14 protein-coding genes are annotated in these 14,915 nt (G+C 70.2%); 9 read left to right on the forward strand and 5 right to left on the reverse strand.

Translation table 11 applies throughout. The annotated features are described in order from the left end of the window. Positions 1-27 precede the first annotated feature (27 nt). The 5 genes from OG611_RS37260 to OG611_RS37280 all read left to right on the forward strand — a co-directional run bounded on the left by OG611_RS37260 (position 28) and on the right by OG611_RS37280 (position 4,222). Positions 28-945, forward strand: coding sequence for an ABC transporter ATP-binding protein (locus OG611_RS37260; RefSeq protein WP_266431428.1), 918 nt, complete (start codon positions 28-30; stop codon positions 943-945). Next, positions 938-1,630, forward strand: coding sequence for an ABC transporter ATP-binding protein (locus OG611_RS37265; RefSeq protein WP_266430617.1), 693 nt, complete (start codon positions 938-940; stop codon positions 1,628-1,630). The genes OG611_RS37260 and OG611_RS37265 overlap by 8 nt, the downstream gene beginning before the upstream one ends. A gap of 95 nt (positions 1,631-1,725) precedes the next feature. Beyond that, positions 1,726-2,841, forward strand: coding sequence for a ricin-type beta-trefoil lectin domain protein (locus tag OG611_RS37270; protein ID WP_266430620.1), 1,116 nt, complete (start codon positions 1,726-1,728; stop codon positions 2,839-2,841). 135 nt (positions 2,842-2,976) lie between these two features. Beyond that, entirely contained in the window at positions 2,977-3,894 is a 918-nt protein-coding gene (locus OG611_RS37275) for a phosphatidylinositol-specific phospholipase C/glycerophosphodiester phosphodiesterase family protein (protein WP_266430623.1), read from the forward strand. Positions 3,895-4,027: 133 nt separating this feature from the next. Next, complete coding sequence (locus OG611_RS37280) at positions 4,028-4,222, forward strand: hypothetical protein (protein WP_266430626.1); 195 nt, start codon at positions 4,028-4,030, stop codon at positions 4,220-4,222. A 36-nt stretch (positions 4,223-4,258) separates the two neighbouring features. On the opposite strand, the gene OG611_RS37285 is transcribed toward OG611_RS37280, so the two are convergent. From OG611_RS37285 to OG611_RS37295, 3 genes are read right to left on the reverse strand one after another with little or no spacing between them, the layout of a single operon-like run. Further along, positions 4,259-4,630, reverse strand: a complete 372-nt coding sequence (locus tag OG611_RS37285; RefSeq protein WP_266430629.1) for a DUF779 domain-containing protein — start codon at positions 4,628-4,630, stop codon at positions 4,259-4,261. Continuing rightward, positions 4,627-5,340, reverse strand: a complete 714-nt coding sequence (locus tag OG611_RS37290; RefSeq protein WP_266430632.1) for a response regulator — start codon at positions 5,338-5,340, stop codon at positions 4,627-4,629. The genes OG611_RS37285 and OG611_RS37290 overlap by 4 nt, the downstream gene beginning before the upstream one ends. Beyond that, positions 5,337-6,935 (reverse strand): sensor histidine kinase, encoded by a 1,599-nt coding sequence (locus OG611_RS37295; RefSeq protein ID WP_266430635.1) that lies wholly within the window; start codon positions 6,933-6,935, stop codon positions 5,337-5,339. The genes OG611_RS37290 and OG611_RS37295 overlap by 4 nt, the downstream gene beginning before the upstream one ends. Before the next feature lie 218 nt (positions 6,936-7,153). On the opposite strand from OG611_RS37295, the gene OG611_RS37300 reads away from it, so the two are divergent. The 3 genes from OG611_RS37300 to OG611_RS37310 all read left to right on the forward strand — a co-directional run bounded on the left by OG611_RS37300 (position 7,154) and on the right by OG611_RS37310 (position 9,929). Beyond that, the gene (locus OG611_RS37300) at positions 7,154-7,969 is read left to right on the forward strand and encodes an ABC transporter ATP-binding protein (protein ID WP_266430638.1); all 816 of its coding nucleotides are present in this window, start codon (positions 7,154-7,156) and stop codon (positions 7,967-7,969) included. Beyond that, positions 7,959-8,822 carry an ABC transporter permease gene (locus OG611_RS37305; protein WP_266430641.1) on the forward strand — a complete coding sequence of 288 codons (864 nt, stop codon included), beginning with the start codon at positions 7,959-7,961 and terminating at the stop codon, positions 8,820-8,822. The genes OG611_RS37300 and OG611_RS37305 overlap by 11 nt, the downstream gene beginning before the upstream one ends. 66 nt (positions 8,823-8,888) lie before the next feature. Continuing rightward, positions 8,889-9,929 carry an ABC transporter substrate-binding protein gene (locus OG611_RS37310; protein WP_266430644.1) on the forward strand — a complete coding sequence of 347 codons (1,041 nt, stop codon included), beginning with the start codon at positions 8,889-8,891 and terminating at the stop codon, positions 9,927-9,929. Between the two features lie 116 nt (positions 9,930-10,045). On the opposite strand, the gene OG611_RS37315 is transcribed toward OG611_RS37310, so the two are convergent. After that, a complete protein-coding gene (locus OG611_RS37315) occupies positions 10,046-11,344 on the reverse strand; it encodes a hypothetical protein (protein ID WP_266430647.1) in 1,299 nt (432 codons plus the stop codon). Continuing rightward, positions 11,341-13,374, reverse strand: a complete 2,034-nt coding sequence (locus OG611_RS37320) for a transglycosylase domain-containing protein (RefSeq protein WP_266430648.1) — start codon at positions 13,372-13,374, stop codon at positions 11,341-11,343. The genes OG611_RS37315 and OG611_RS37320 overlap by 4 nt, the downstream gene beginning before the upstream one ends. A gap of 472 nt (positions 13,375-13,846) precedes the next feature. Here OG611_RS37320 and OG611_RS37325 point away from each other — a divergent pair, with 472 nt between their 5' ends. Further along, complete coding sequence (locus OG611_RS37325) at positions 13,847-14,914, forward strand: pyridoxal-phosphate dependent enzyme (RefSeq protein WP_266430650.1); 1,068 nt, start codon at positions 13,847-13,849, stop codon at positions 14,912-14,914. The last annotated feature ends 1 nt before the right edge of the window (position 14,915 follow it).

Raw genomic sequence — 14,915 nt, forward strand, 5'->3', positions numbered from 1 at the left:
GTCCGTGGTCTCTCCGTGCGCTTCCGGATGCGGGGCGGCCGGCACATCGCCGCCGTCGCCGACGCGCACTTCGACCTCGCGGCGGGGGAGTGTCTGGCCCTGGTCGGCGAGAGCGGCTGCGGGAAGTCCGTACTGGCCTCGGCGCTGCTGGGACTGCTTCCCGGCAATGCGCGGACCTCGGGCTCGGCACTGCTCGATGACGGCACCGATCTCCTGACCGCCGGTGAACGGACCCTAGCCCGTACGGTACGGGGCCGCCGCATCGGACTCGTACCGCAGAGCCCCGCCGCACACCTCACCCCGGTCCGCACCGTACGCGCCCAGCTGGAGGAGACCCTCCGCGAACTGACCGGCGCCCGCAGGCCCGCCCTGCGCCCCGCGGCCGAACAGGCCGCCGCACGCGCCTCGTTCCCGTCCGGGCACCTCGACCGGTATCCGCACGAACTCTCCGGCGGTCTCGCCCAGCGGGCCGCGACAGCGCTCGCCCTGATCGGCGACGCACCCCTGCTCCTCGCCGACGAGCCCACCACCGGACTCGACCGCGAGCTGGTCGAGCGGACCGCCGACGAACTGCGCCGCCACACCGACGGGGGCCGGGCGCTGCTGATCATCACCCACGATCTCGCGGCGGCCGAGCGGATCGCCGACCGGGTCGCCGTGATGTACGCGGGCCGCATCGTCGAACTCGCCGACGCCGAGCGGTTCTTCGGGAAGCCCGGACCACGCCACCCGTACGCGCGCGGACTCCTCGACGCCCTGCCGGAGCGCGCCTTCGTGCCGATCCCCGGAATGCCGCCCGAGCTCGGAGCGCTTCCCGAGGGGTGCGCGTTCGCGGCCCGCTGCGGGCGCGCCGACGACCGGTGTTCCGTACAGCCCCCGTTCGACGGCCGTCTCGCCTGCCACCACGGTGTGCGGGCGGACGGGGAGGAGCCGGTCCGTGCTTGAACTCATCCGCGTCACCGCCGGATACGACCGGCGCGATCCCGTCGTCCGCGAGGCCTCGCTGCGCCTGGCGCCGGGGGAGTCCCTCGGACTGCTGGGCCCGAGCGGCTGCGGCAAGTCCACCCTGGCCAGGGTCGCGGCCCTGCTGCACCGCCCGTACGCGGGCACGGTCGTGCTCGACGGCGAACCGGTACGCGGCTGGCGGCACCGTGCCCCGCGTGCGCAGCGCACCGCCATCGGCGTCGTCTTCCAGCAGCCCCGGCTCTCCGCCGACCCCAGGCTCACCCTGCGCGAACTCGTCGCCCAGCCGTTGCGGGCGACCGGCCGCCGCTCGGAGGTCGCGGACCGGGTGGCCGGGCTGGCACCGGCCGTCGGGCTCACACCGGAGCTGCTGGGCCGGCGCCCGCACGAGGTGAGCGACGGCCAGTTGCAGCGCGCCTGCCTGGCGAGGGCGCTGGTCCTGCGGCCGCGCTGGCTGATCTGCGACGAGATGACCGCGATGCTCGACGCGTCGACGACCGCCGCGCTGGTGGCGGTCGTCGAGTCCTACCGGAGGGAGTCCGGGGCCGGGCTGCTGGCCGTCGGCCACGACCGGGTGCTGCTGGAACGCTGGTGCGACCGCACGGTCGGCTGGCGGGAGTGCTCCGGACCGGGCGCAGCGCGGGAGTCCATGAGCCCGAACGGATAAGTCCATGCCCCCGGGCGTGACACACCCCCACTCTTGTTGATGAGTCCATGACCGAAGGGGTGGGTCGGTCGATCCGTCCGGACAAGGAGTGGGACATGCACGGAGCACGCGCCACCGTCGCGGTGGTGATCCTCGCCGTCGCCGCCTGCCTGGGGCTGGCCGGACCGTCCGCGGCGGCCGGCCAGACCCCGGGTTCATACAGCAACTACACGTTCCCGGCCGGGACGACCGCCCTCGACGAGGTCACCTTCGGGACGACCGTCCAGTCCGACCCCGGCCGCGCGAACGTCTTCTGGTCCCACCAGTTCGGCTTCACCAACGGGGTCGGCGGCTACATCGGAATGCAGCGCAACCGCTCCGGCGGCGGCCTGTTCCTCTTCTCGCTCTGGGACTCCACCGGAGGCAGGCCGGGAGACACGGGCACCTACTGCCAGACGTTCGCCGAGGGCGGCACCGGCTACACCTGCCGGCTCGGTGAGCGCTTCACGGCCGGACACCACTACCGCTTCCGCGTCGCACCCGACACGACGGCCGGCTGGTACCGGGCCACCATCACCGATGTCACCGCGGGCACGTCATTCGTCCTCGGCAGCCTGCAGACCGGCACCGGCGCGAAGGTCGCCACCGGCGGAATGGTCGACTGGGTCGAGTACTTCGACTGGAACAACAACGCCGCGACCTGCGCCGACTCGCCGTACTCCAAGGCCCTCCTCGACCTGCCCAGCGGTATGGCGGGCAGCGGAACCGTCACCGCCGCACTCGGCTCCACCAGCGTCAGCGGCACCTGCTCCAACGGCGCCTCGGTACGCGGTCAGGGCGGCGGCAGCGTGCACGAGGACGGCATCGGCAACTCGTCGTCCGGATCCCTCACGGGCATCGACGGCGCCTGCGTCGACATCCCCGGCGGCACCACCGGAACGCAGTTGGACCTCTGGAGCTGCAACGGCGGCAACAACCAGAACTGGGTACGGGCCGCCGACGGCACGCTCCGCGCCCAGTTCCACTGCATGGCCGTGAGCGGCACCACCGTACGGACCGCGGTCTGCGACGGCTCGGCCGCCCAGCAGTGGCGGATCGACGGCGCGGCCCTGGTGAACCCCGCCACCGGGCAGTGCCTGGACGCCTACGGGGGCGGCAGCGCCAACGGCACCCCGCTCGGCGTCTACGCCTGCACCGGTGGCGCCAACCAACGCTGGACGGTCCCGGCCTGACCGAGGAAACGGCAGTCGACGGGCGGACGACGACCGGATCAACTCTTGTGCGGAGTATGCCCGTTGTGGCGATCACCATCGCATACTCGGTCGCGTCCGCCCGTCCGGTCCACCACTCGCTCCCCGGGAGAATCCATGGCGTTCCCGACCCGCCGAAGCGTCGTCACCACCGCGCTCGCCACCGCGGCCGCAGGCGCGTTCCTGTCCCCGCACACGGCCGCCGCGTCCGAGGCCGCCTCGGCGTCCCCGGCCGTACGACGCCACCGCCCGCGCGCGCTGCGCAGGGCCCACGCGCACAACGACTACCTGCACACGCGCCCCCTGCACGACGCGCTCGGGCACGGCTTCACCAGCGTCGAGGCCGACATCTTCCTGGTGGACGGCGAACTGCTGGTCGCCCACGAGGCCACCGACCTCGACCCCGCCCGAACCCTCGCCTCGCTCTACCTCGACCCGCTGCTGGCGAGGGTCCGGGCCAACCACGGCACGGTCCACCCCGGCTACCACGAACCCGTGCAGCTGCTGATCGACATCAAGACGGACGGAGCCGCGGCCTACCTCGAACTCGACCGGCAGCTCCGGCACTACCGGCGGATGCTGACGTCGTACCACCACGGCCGGGTGCGGCCCGGTGCCATCACCGCTGTCATCTCCGGCGACCGCGCCGCCCGCGTCCCGATGGAGGCGCAGGCGACGCGCCACGCCTTCTACGACGGCCGCCCCGAAGACCTCGGAACCCCGGCCACCGCCTCGTTCATCCCGCTCATCAGCAGCAGCTGGACCGACGACTTCAGCTGGCTGGGCACGGGTCCCTTCCCCGCGGCCGAGCGGGACAGACTGCGTGCGCACGTCGCCCAGGCCCACCGCAGCGGCCGGCGCGTCCGCTTCTGGGCCACGCCGGACGCGCCGGGGCCGGAGCGGGACGCGGTCTGGACGGAGCTGCTGGCGGCCGGGGTCGACCACCTCAACACCGATGATCTGGCGGGGCTCGAACGCTTCCTCCGCACCCTCGACCGGGACAACCGGACTGGGGCCGCCCACCCCCGCGGCTGACCGGACGCGCCGCCCCGAGCGTGACAGCCAGTCAACACCCGGATGGCGGACACGCCAGTGCGCCGGATGGCTCCTCCGCTACGCCACACTGGCGGCCGAATGCCGCCTTCCGGCGCGGCGGAGGAGGTTGGCCATGGCCATTTCGATCTCACTGGTGCTGCTTCTGCTGATCCTCGCAGTGATCTTCCTCCGCAACGGGGGGCTGAAGATGTCGCATGCGCTGGTCTGCGCCATGCTCGGGTTCTTCCTCGCGGGTACGAGCATGGCGCCGACCATCCAGGACGGCCTTGCCGCCACGGCCAACGTCGTCAGTAGCCTCACGCCCTGAACCCCGGCGTCCTGCCGGGCGACCGTGAGCGGCGGGTCAGCCCCCGTCCGGGCCGGCCAGCCGCGAACGGATCAGGAACCGCACCCCTTCCGGCGCCTCCAGCGAGAATCCGCTGCCGCGCCCCTCCACCACGTCGACGATCAGCCGGGTGTGCGACCACACCTCGAACTGGCTCCTCGACATCCAGAACGGGATGCGCTCCGCCACCCCGTCGACGTCGAGCGAGGCCACCAGTACATCGGAGCCACCGGTACGGAACTCGCCGTCCTGGTAGCACATGGGCGCGCTGCCGTCGCAGCAGCCGCCCGACTGGTGGAACATCAGCGGTCCGTGGACCTCCCGCAGCCGTCGCAGCAGTTCCGCGGCTGCGGGAGTGAGCTCCACCGGCGGCGCTCCCGACGGGCTCATCGCAGCGACTCCGGACGGAGATCCGCCCACGCGTAACGGTGTTCGGGGCGGCCCGTGTCGCCGTACTTGAGGCTGAGACTGATCCGGCCCGCGCCCTCCAGATACTTGAGGTACCGCTGGGCGGTGGAGCGGCTGAGGCCCGCCCGGGTGGCGACCTCGTGCGCGGACAGCGGGCCCTCGGCGCCCGACAGGACATGGCGGATGACATCCGCGGTGGGCGCGGAGTGCCCCTTGGGCAGCCCGGCCGCGGGGCCGGACTCCGTGGTGCGAAGGGCGCCGAAGATCTGGTCGACCTGCTCCTGCCCGGCCTCGCCTCGGCCGCCGCCCACACCTTCGAGGGTCCGGCGCAGGGCCGCGTAGCTCTCCAGCTTGGACCGCAGACCGCTGAAGTTGAACGGCTTGACGAGGTACTGCAGCGCCCCGTACCGCATGGCGGTCCGAACGGTCGACACGTCGCGGGCCGCGGTCACCATGATCACATCGGCCGGGTGGCCGAGCTGGCGCAGCCGCCGCACCAGCGTCAGGCCCGTCTCGTCCGGCAGGTAGTGATCGAGGAGGACGAGGTCGACATGGTCGCGCTCCAGGAAGGACAGTGCCTGAGCGGCGGTGTGCGCACGGGAGATGACCCGGAAGCCGGGGACCTTGGCCACGTACGCGGCATTGATCTCGGCGACCCGGAAATCGTCGTCCACCACCAGGACATCGATCATCGCGACTCTCCCACTTCTGTCAGCTGCCGTACGGTGAGTGCCTCGGGCAGGACGACGGTGAAGACCGCGCCGCCGCCGGCCCGTGCCGTGACGCGGGCCGCGCCACCGTAGCGCTCGGCCAGCCGGCGCACCAGCGCCAGACCCAGACCGCGTCCGCGGTGCGCGGGGGACTCCTTGGTGGACCAGCCCTCGGTGAAGATCTGTTCGCGCATCGCGGGAGGCACGCCGGGACCGTTGTCGCTGACCCGCAGGACCGCCGTCCCGCCCTCCGCGAGCAGCTCCACCTCGATGAGGGTGGCGACGTCCAGCGCGTTGTCGATGAGGTTGCCGAGGACGGTCACCAGATCACGCGGGTCCACCACCACGTCCGGCAGCCGGGTGCCCGGCGAGATGCGCAGGGACGCGCCCCGCTCCGCCGCGATGGCCGACTTGCCGACCAACAACGCCGACAGCAAAGGATCGTTGACGCGCTCCGCGACCTGTTCCGCCGAAGCCCGGTGCCCGTTGGTCACCTCCTCGACGAACTCCACCGCGGCATCGTGCCTGCCCAGCTCCAGCAGCCCGAGCAGGGTGTGCAGCCGGTTGGCGTGCTCGTGGTCCTGGGCGCGCAGCGCGTCCAGCAGGCCATGGGTGGAGTCCAGTTCACGGCCCAGCAGTTCCAGCTCGGTGCGGTCGCGCAAGGTGACCACGGCCCCGCCGTCACCGGTGGGCATGCGGTTGGCGATCAGCACCCGGCCCCGGCAGACGGTGATCAGGTTGGCGCCGTCGACCCGCCCCGCCAGCACCTCGGCCGTACGGCCCGGCGGCAGTACCTCGCCCAGCGGACGCCCGACGGCGTCCTGGTCCAGCTCCAGCAGACGCTGGGCCTCGTCGTTGAGCAATCGGATCCGGCCCCGTGCGTCGAGGGCGAGCACGGCCTCGCGGATGCTGTGCAGCATGGCCTCGCGCTCGTCCAGCAACGCGGAGATGTCGGCGAAGGCGAGTCCGTGCGTGCCGCGCTGGAGCCGCCGTGAGACGGCCAGGGCGGCCAGTACGCCCACGGCGAGCGCCGCTCCGGAGTAGAGCAGCAGGCCGGGAATGGTCCCGAGCAGCCGGTCGTGGACGCTGTCGTAGGCGATGCCCACCGACACGGCGCCCACGATGTCCTGGTGCCGGTCGCGGAGCGGGACCTTCGCACGTGCCGACCGGCCCAGGGTTCCGTCGTCGATCTGCATGATCTCCCGGCCGCCCAGAGCCGTGCTGGGGTCGGTCGAGACATGCCTGCCGATCTGCGTGACGTCGGTGTGCGACCAGCGCACCCCGCGGGTGTCCATGACGACGATGTACAGGGCTCCCGTGGCCCGCCGGATCCGTTCCGCCTCGGCCTGCACCGGTCCGCCGGGGCTGGGGTCGGTGCTCCTCAGATCGCGCACCAGGCCGGGTTCGGCTGCGGTGGTCTGGGCGATGGACAGGGCCTGGTGCATCGCCTGGTTGTCGAGCTGGTGGCTGAGCGGGGCGAGGAAGAGCCCCGTGATGAGCATGATCACTCCGGTGGTGATGGCCACCTGGGTGAGGAGCACCTGGGCGAAGACACGGCGGGGCCAGTGAATGCGCATGTGCTCGCCCTCTGCCTTCCTCCGGCCAGGAACATGATGCTCCGTTTCGTCCTTGTGTGAACGCAACGTAAACGTCGCGGTCGCCGATGACCAGTCCTCGTGGCGCATTCGTTGCCGGAGCGCGAGCAGAACGAGCAGAACCACGCGTTATGAGCAGAACCCCGAGTTGTGAGCGCAAGGGTGCCCGCGTCATCGGGGCGCCTTTAACGTCCCGCTCCATGAACAGCGAAACGAGCCCCGCCATCGAGCTGCGGGGGGCGAGCAAAGCGTTCCGGACTCCGTCGGGGGCGCTCCACACCGCCGTACGGGATCTGGACCTCACGATCGGGCGCGGCGAGTTCGTCGCCGTGGTGGGCCCCACCGGATGCGGCAAGTCGACCACGCTGACCCTGGTCAGCGGACTGGAGGAGCCCACCGAGGGGGAGGTGCTGGTGGCCGGGGAGCCGGTGCGCGGGATCGGCGACAAGGTCGGCTTCGTCTTCCAGCAGGACGCGGTCTTCCCGTGGCGGACCGTACTGTCCAATGTGATGGCGGGTCCCCGCTTCCGCGGCGTGCCCAAGCCCGAGGCGAAGGAGCGGGCCCGGGAGTGGCTCGCCAGGGTCGGCCTCTCCTCCTTCGAGGACCGCTACCCCCACCAGCTGTCCGGCGGTCAGCGCAAGCGCGTCGCCCTCGCGGCCACGTTCGTCAACGACCCCGAGATCCTGCTCATGGACGAGCCCTTCTCCGCGCTCGATGTGCAGACCAGGGCCCTGATGTCGGACGAGCTGCTGGAGCTGTGGGCCGGCACCGGCGCCTCCGTCGTCTTCGTCACCCATGACCTGGAGGAGTCCATCGCGCTCGCCGACAAGGTCGTGGTCATGACCGCCGGACCGGCCACGGTCAAGGAGGTCTTCGAGATCGACCTGCCCCGCCCCCGCAAGGTCGAACAGGTGCGGCTGGAGCCCCGGTTCGTCGAGATCTACCGGGAGATCTGGTCCTCGCTCGGCGAAGAGGTCCGCATCACCCGCGAGAGGGGTGCCCTCGATGTCGCCTGACACCATCACCGCGAGCGCCGCCGTCGGTAGGACCGAGCGGACCCGGGCCAGGGCGCGGGCCGCCAGGAACCGCAAGTACCTGGTGACGGGAAGCCGGATCGCGGTGCTTCTCGCGGTCATCGGGCTGTGGGAATGGCTGGCCCGTACGGCCGTCATCGACCCGTTCAACTTCTCGATGCCGTCGAAGATCTGGGACCAGATCCGTACCTGGGTCGTCGACGGAACCGCCCAGGGCTCCCTCTGGGAGCAGATCTGGTACACGCTCTACGAAGCGCTGCTCGGCTGGGTCATCGGCGTGATCGCCGGTGTGCTGCTGGGGATCGCGCTGGGGCGGGTCCGGTTCGCCGCCGATGTCCTCGGGCCGTACATCAAGGTGCTCAACGCCCTGCCCCGCATCGTGCTCGCGCCGATCTTCCTCATCTGGTTCGGCCTCGGCCCGGCGTCGAAGGTCGCCTCCGCGGTCGTCCTGGTGTTCTTCCCCGTCTTCTTCAACGCCTTCCAGGGCGCACGGGAGGTCGACCGCAATCTCGTCGCCAACTCCCGCATTCTGGGCGCCAGCAACCGTCAGGTCACCCTTCAGGTGGTCGTCCCCTCCGCCACGTCGTGGATCTTCACCAGCCTGCATGTGAGCTTCGGCTTCGCACTCATCGGCGCGATCGTCGGTGAGTACATCGGGGCCACCAAGGGACTCGGACTGCTGGTCGCCGCCTCCCAGGGCACGTTCAACGCCGCCGGTGTCTACGCCGCGATGGTCATCCTCGCGATCGTCGCGCTGCTGGCCGAAGGGCTGTTGACCTTCCTGGAGAAGCGGCTCTTCCGCTGGAAGCCGGCCGACGCCGACACCGGCCGCTGACGCCCCGTCGCCTTCCGTACCCCCCGATCCTCTCTCCACCTGTTTCTTCACAAGGACGTGAATCAGATGCGTACATCCACCCGGATCCCGGCCGTCGCCGTCGCCGGCGTACTCGCCCTGACCAGCCTCACCGCCTGTGGCGGCGGCGACTCCACCTCGGCCTCCGGTGGCAAGAACGACAAGGTCAAGATCATGGTCGGGGGCCTCGACAAGGTCATCTACCTGCCCGCGATGCTGACCGAGCGGCTCGGCTACTTCGAGGAGGAGGGCGTGTCGGTCCAGCTCCTGACCGAGCCCGCCGGAGTCCAGGCGGAGACGGCACTCGTCTCCGGCGATGTCCAGGGCACCGTGGGCTTCTACGACCACACCCTCGACCTTCAGGTGAAGGGCAAGCAGGTCGAGTCCGTCGTCCAGTTCTCCCACGCCCCCGGCGAGGTCGAGATCGTGTCCAACCAGGCGGCGGGCGACATCAGGTCGGCGAAGGACTTCAAGGGCAAGAAGCTCGGTGTGACGGGCATCGGTTCCTCCACCGACTTCCTCACGAAGTACCTCGCCGTCAACAGCGACGTGCAGACCAGCGAGTTCACGCCCGTCGCGGTGGGAGCCGGGCAGACCTTCATCTCCGCCCTCCAGCAGGGGTCCATCCAGGGCGGGATGACCACCGACCCGACGGTCGCCACCATCCTGGACAAGAAGCTCGGCAAGATCCTCATCGACATGCGGACGCCGGAGGGTTCCAAGCAGGCGCTCGGCGGGCTCTACCCGTCATCCAGTCTCTACATGCAGACCGAGTGGGTCGACAGCCACAAGGAGACCGTCCAGAAGCTGGCCAACGCCTTCGTCAAGACGCTGAAGTGGATGTCCACGCACAGCGCGGACGAGATCGCCGCGAAGATGCCCGCCGACTACGCCCAGGGCGGCGGCAAGGCCCTCTACGCGCAGGCCATCAAGAGCACGCTGCCCATGTTCACCAAGGACGGCGTCATGCCCGCGGACGGCCCCGCCACCGTCGAACGGGTCCTGAAGGCCTTCAACCCCAACCTGAAGGACGCGAAGGTGGACCTCGCCAAGACGTACACCACGGAGTTCGTCGAGAAGGCGAACTGACCGCGGGCGTCGACGGCACCCACACGAAACACGGGCGGTGCGGCTCCCGGCAACCGAACGGCTCGTCGACACGGACGAACGGTTCTGCCGGAGCCGCGCCGCCCGTGTTCCGCCGCCTACTGCTTCCAGCTCGGTGGCTGGGCGGGGTCGAGCGTCCGCCACTGCGCGAGGACCTTCGGGTCCTGCGCGTCGAGCCAGTCGGTCAGCTCGCGGAAGGACACGCAGCGGACCTCCTTGCGGGGGCAGACCTCGCGCATCGTGTCCTCGGCGGCGTCCATGTAGATCCCGCCGTTCCAGTCCTCGAAGTGGTTCCCGATGAACAGCGGCGCGCGGCTGCCGTGGAAGACCCGCTCGAAGCCCGCGACGTACGCGTTCCGGGCCTCCTTGCGCCACGTTTCGTACTTGGTGGGGTCGCCCTCGGTGCTGCCCTCGGACTGGTTGTAGAGGAAGTTGAAGTCCATGGACAGCACTTGGAAGTCCTTGCCCGGGAACGGCAGCATCTGCAACGGGAGGTCCCAGACGCCGTTCTTCTTGGACGGCCAGATCTGGAAGTCGCCCGGGGAGCTCGCGTCGTAGCGCCAGCCGAACGGCTTGGTGGCCGGCAGTAGGGTCTTCTGGCCCTCCAGACAGGGCGCACGCCCGCCGACGACCTCACGGGTGGGGTCGAAGGGGAGCGGATCGAGGTCCTTGAAGCCGGTGTTCGTCTTCCAGTTCTGCACGAAGGAGTAGAACTGGCCGATCTCGCTGATCCACTCGTCCTTGCTCCAGTCCCCGCCGCCCTTCTTTTCGCAGAAGTGGCCGTTGAAATGGGACCCGATCTCGTTGCCCTCCCGCCATGCCTCGCCGAGCTGCTCCAGCGTCATCCGGATGTGCTCGCGCGTCGGGTAGGAGATCGCGGCGGCTCCGGCCTTGTGCTGGGGCGGCTGGTAGAGGTCCCGCTTCTCCTTCGGGAGGAGGTAGATGCCGGTGAGGAAGAACGTCATGTGGGCATTGCTCTCCTTCGCCGCACGGCGGAAGCGCGAGAACATGTGGTCGTCGCCCTCCAGCGCGCCGTCCCAGGAGAACACCACGAACTGGGGCGGGCGCTCACCGGGCTTGAGCCGCTCGGCCTTCAGCTGCTCCGGCTGCGGCCCGGTGTAGGACGTGGAGCCGTCCCCGAGGATCTTGATCTTTCCGTCCCAGTCCTCCTCCGTGCTCCCTCCGCCCTTGGGGTGCTCCCGGGCGGTCGGCTTCGGCGCGGCTACGGTGCGCGTGCCCTGCTGCGGGGTCCGGTCGTCCGAGGCGTTGTCGGACAGCAGCGGGACGAGCGCCGCGGAACCCGACACCACAAGACATACCGCGAGCCCCAGGACGATGCGGGGCGTGAGGCGGGCCCGTATTCGGCGGACGGTGGACTTGGCTCTGGTATCTGTCACTTCGTCATGGCTTCCGTGTATGTGTTCCAGATCTGGGCCGGGAGCTTTCCGTCGTCGGCCGGGCCACCGGCCAGCCCCTTGAGCGGCAGTGGCGCGAGGCTCTTCGTCAGGTCCATGCGGTAGACGACGACGGCGGTGGACGCTGCCGGGCCGTATCCGACGAACCAGCGCGCGGTGTCGTCCTCGGTGGTTCCGGTCTTGACGGCGACCGGAGTGGGGGTCGCGACACCGTTCCTGCCGCCCGGCCGGCTGAGCGATGCGGTGACCTCGTCGGCGACATCGGTCCGTACGGCGCGCCTCGGCCGCGGCAGGTCGAGCCGGACCGGCTCGCCGTTGCGGGTGACCTTGCGGACCGAGTACGGATCCATGTGCACGCCGTGGGCCGCGAACGTTCCGTACGCGTCGGCCATCCGGATGGCGCTGGGCGTGGAGTTGCCCATCGCGAACGCCGGAACGGGCGGGCCGAAGCTGGAAGGGAGCAGTCCCGACGCCTCGGCCGTACTGCGGACCCGCTGCAGGCCCGCGTCCATGCCGAGTTGGAGGAAGGGCGAATTCACGGACTTCGCCATGGCGTCGTGCAGGCTGATGCGGCCGTGGGAGATGTCGCCGTCGTTGTTGCCCTTGACCATCTTCCCGCTGCGGTCCCAGTAGGGGCCTTCGGGTGTCATCACCGGGATGTCGTCATCGCCGTCGTACATGGTCGAGGGTACGACAGTGGAACGCGGACCGTTGCGCTGGTGCGACACCCCGTGCTGCAGGCCGGCGGCGTAGACGAAGGGGGTGAACGCCGAACCGGCCGGGACGGTACCCGCGTTGGATTCGTTGAACGCCTGCCGCTCGTAGTCCGGTCCGCCGTACACCGCGAGGATCCGGCCGTCCGGGGCGACGGACGCGGCACCGAAGCGGACGAACCGGTCGGCCTTGCGCTGCTCGGGGTCGAGCGCGCCGCGCGCGTCACGGACGGCCCGGGTGAGGGCGGTCATCCGCGGCTTCTCGAACGTCGTGTAGATCTGGTAGCCGCCGAGGTCGAAGCGCGCGTCGGAGATGTGCCCGACCCGCTTGGCGTACGACTCGGCGAGCTGGACGAGATAGCCGTCCTGCCCGCCCGCACTGTTCGGCCGGTGCGGGGGCCTCGGGTCGGGAAAGGTGGTGTACGTGGCCCGTTCGGCCGGGCTCAGTTTGCCGATCTCCACCATGCGGTCCAGCGTCCACCGCCACCGCGCGACGGCTCGCTTCCGGTTGTTGGGATTGACGGCAGGGTCGTACAGCGAGGCCCCCTTGAGCAGGGAGGCGAGGAACGCGCCCTCGCTGGCGTTGAGTTGGGTGACCTCCTTGCCGTAGTAGGCCTGAGAGGCACGCTGGAGACCGTAGGTGCCGCGGCCGAACCAGCTGGTGTTCAGATACTCCTGGAGGATCTTGTCCTTGCTCAGGCGGCTGTCCAGCTTGACCGCCAGCAGCATCTCGGTGAACTTCCGCGAGAAGGACTGGTCCTGCGTCAGGTAGACGTTCTTGACGTACTGCTGGGTGATGGTGGACCCGCCCTGGGTGTCCCCGTCGCCGACCGTACGCCACAGCGCGCGGGTGATCCCTTGCGTCGATATGCCGTGGTCGGAGTAGAAGTTGGCGTTCTCCGCCGCCAGTACGGCCCACCGGACGTGGTCGGGGATCTTGGACAGGGGCATCTCCTGGCGGCTCACCCAGCCGGTCCGGGCCATCGGTGTGCCATCGGCCCAGTAGTAGACGGTGTCCTGCTGGGTGGCGAAGGCGTTGAGGTCCTCGGGTATGTCCGTGCGGGCGTAGGCGACGCCCACCACGGTCGCCAGTGTCGCGGTGAACATCAGGACCGAGCCGAGGACCAGCCGCCAGGAGGGCACCCATCTTCGCCAGCCGCGCCGGCCCGCGCGCGGATAGTCCGGTCTGCGTGGCAGGCGGGCAAATGGGCGCTTCGTCTGTTTCCGGCGTCCCGTTCCCGGGACCAGCACCGTCCGTGCGGCCCGCGCCGTCCTGCTGAAAATGTTGTGCTGTGTCATTCCGTCCAGCCATGACAGGCCGGGCCGGCCGCAGATCGCGACCGCGCCCGTGCAGTGGTCATTGAGCGTCCGCCGCCACACGCCGGCACATCGACTCTCCGCAGCAAAGGCCAAAGCATGACCGAGAGTTCTGTTGCGAAGTCACGTAAAGATAACAGGCCGTCGGGAGAGGTCGTGCCGGTCGGCTCCCCTCGTCATCGAGCCCGCCCGGCGACCGCCGGGCAGTACGGGCGGACCGGCATGGAACCGGCCAATTCGTTTCTCCCCGCTCGCCCGAGCCCGCCGGAACGCCGAACTGTTTCCGCACCTTCACCGGGTCCGGCAGCGGCCGGCGGACAGGCAGGAGGAAGCGTCAAGCGCTGTTCCGGCCAACACCGACCCGTGCCGTGCGAGAGGGACATGGTGGCACCGGGGCCCGTTTGCCTAAGGTCTGAGAGCGCGCAGCTGGGCCGGCCGGTCGATCCATCGCCACATGGTCAAACGACGCATCGCACAGGGGGAAGCAGTGTCGCGTGTCAAACCCGTCCTGGCACGGGCCCTCCGAACAACTCCCTTACTCCGCCTGGACGTCGCCCACCGGGGTCGGGTGCGGCGTCTGGGACTGAAGCTCGAAGAACACGGCCCCACCGGATCGGTGAAGGACCGCAGCGCCGTCGGACTGCTGCGGGCGCTGCACGACGAACGGCCGCTCACCCCGGGAACGGTGGTGGTGGAATCCACTTCGGGCAACCTGGGCCTCGCCCTGGCCCGGCTGCTGCCGACGGTCGGCTGCGACTTCCTCGCCGTGGTCGACCTCAAGACCCCGCACGCCACCCGCCGCAGGCTCGCCGACAGCGGAGCCCGGGTGATCGTCGTCGACGAACCCGACGGTCTGGGCGGCTACCTGCTGAGCCGGCTGCGCCGGGTGCGCGAGCTGTGCGCGGACAACCCCGGATACCGCTGGCCCGACCAGTACGAGAACTGGGCCGCGCCCGACATCCACCGGCGCGTCACCGGTCCCGAACTCACCGAGCAGGCGGGACCGGATCTCGCCGCGGTGTACGTACCGGTCTCCACCGGCGGCACCCTCGCGGGCATCGGCGCCCACCTGCGGGAACACCGGCCCGACGTCGCCGCGGTCGCCGTGGACGTACGCGGCTCGCTGGCCGTCTCGGGCAGCGCCGGACGACGCCTGGTCCCGGGCATCGGAGCAAGCCGGCCGTCCGTCTTCCTGAGGGCACCGCACAGCTACGACCGCGCGGTGCACGTCGACGACATCGAGGCGATAGCCGTCTGCCGGATCATCGCCGAGGACATCGGGCTCGCACTCGGCGGCTCCAGCGGATGCGCCGTGCGAGCGATGCTGAGCGACCAGGAAGAGGCCGGGCCGGACGGCCGCCTCGTGGTCTGCCTGGCCGCGGACGGCGGCGCCAAGTACCGCGACACCCTCTACTCCGACGACTGGGCGACCGAACAGGGTGTAGCCAAGGAGATCACCTCCGCCGTGGCACGACTGCGCAGCGAAGGACTCTTCTTCGACCGGAAGCACCAGGAGCACTGAA

The organism is Streptomyces sp. NBC_01363 (assembly GCF_026340595.1).
Taxonomy (GTDB): domain Bacteria; phylum Actinomycetota; class Actinomycetes; order Streptomycetales; family Streptomycetaceae; genus Streptomyces.

Coding starts and splice junctions, on each gene's coding strand:
- OG611_RS37280 (WP_266430626.1), top strand. CDS start 4,028: ATGGCCATTTCGATCTCACTGGTGCTGCTTCTGCTGATCCTCGCAGTG.
- OG611_RS37295 (WP_266430635.1), bottom strand. CDS start 6,935: ATGCGCATTCACTGGCCCCGCCGTGTCTTCGCCCAGGTGCTCCTCACC.
- OG611_RS37300 (WP_266430638.1), top strand. CDS start 7,154: ATGAACAGCGAAACGAGCCCCGCCATCGAGCTGCGGGGGGCGAGCAAA.
- OG611_RS37270 (WP_266430620.1), top strand. CDS start 1,726: ATGCACGGAGCACGCGCCACCGTCGCGGTGGTGATCCTCGCCGTCGCC.
- OG611_RS37325 (WP_266430650.1), top strand. CDS start 13,847: ATGGTCAAACGACGCATCGCACAGGGGGAAGCAGTGTCGCGTGTCAAA.
- OG611_RS37320 (WP_266430648.1), bottom strand. CDS start 13,374: ATGACACAGCACAACATTTTCAGCAGGACGGCGCGGGCCGCACGGACG.
- OG611_RS37260 (WP_266431428.1), top strand. CDS start 28: ATGCGGGGCGGCCGGCACATCGCCGCCGTCGCCGACGCGCACTTCGAC.
- OG611_RS37290 (WP_266430632.1), bottom strand. CDS start 5,340: ATGATCGATGTCCTGGTGGTGGACGACGATTTCCGGGTCGCCGAGATC.
- OG611_RS37305 (WP_266430641.1), top strand. CDS start 7,959: ATGTCGCCTGACACCATCACCGCGAGCGCCGCCGTCGGTAGGACCGAG.
- OG611_RS37310 (WP_266430644.1), top strand. CDS start 8,889: ATGCGTACATCCACCCGGATCCCGGCCGTCGCCGTCGCCGGCGTACTC.
- OG611_RS37275 (WP_266430623.1), top strand. CDS start 2,977: ATGGCGTTCCCGACCCGCCGAAGCGTCGTCACCACCGCGCTCGCCACC.
- OG611_RS37285 (WP_266430629.1), bottom strand. CDS start 4,630: ATGAGCCCGTCGGGAGCGCCGCCGGTGGAGCTCACTCCCGCAGCCGCG.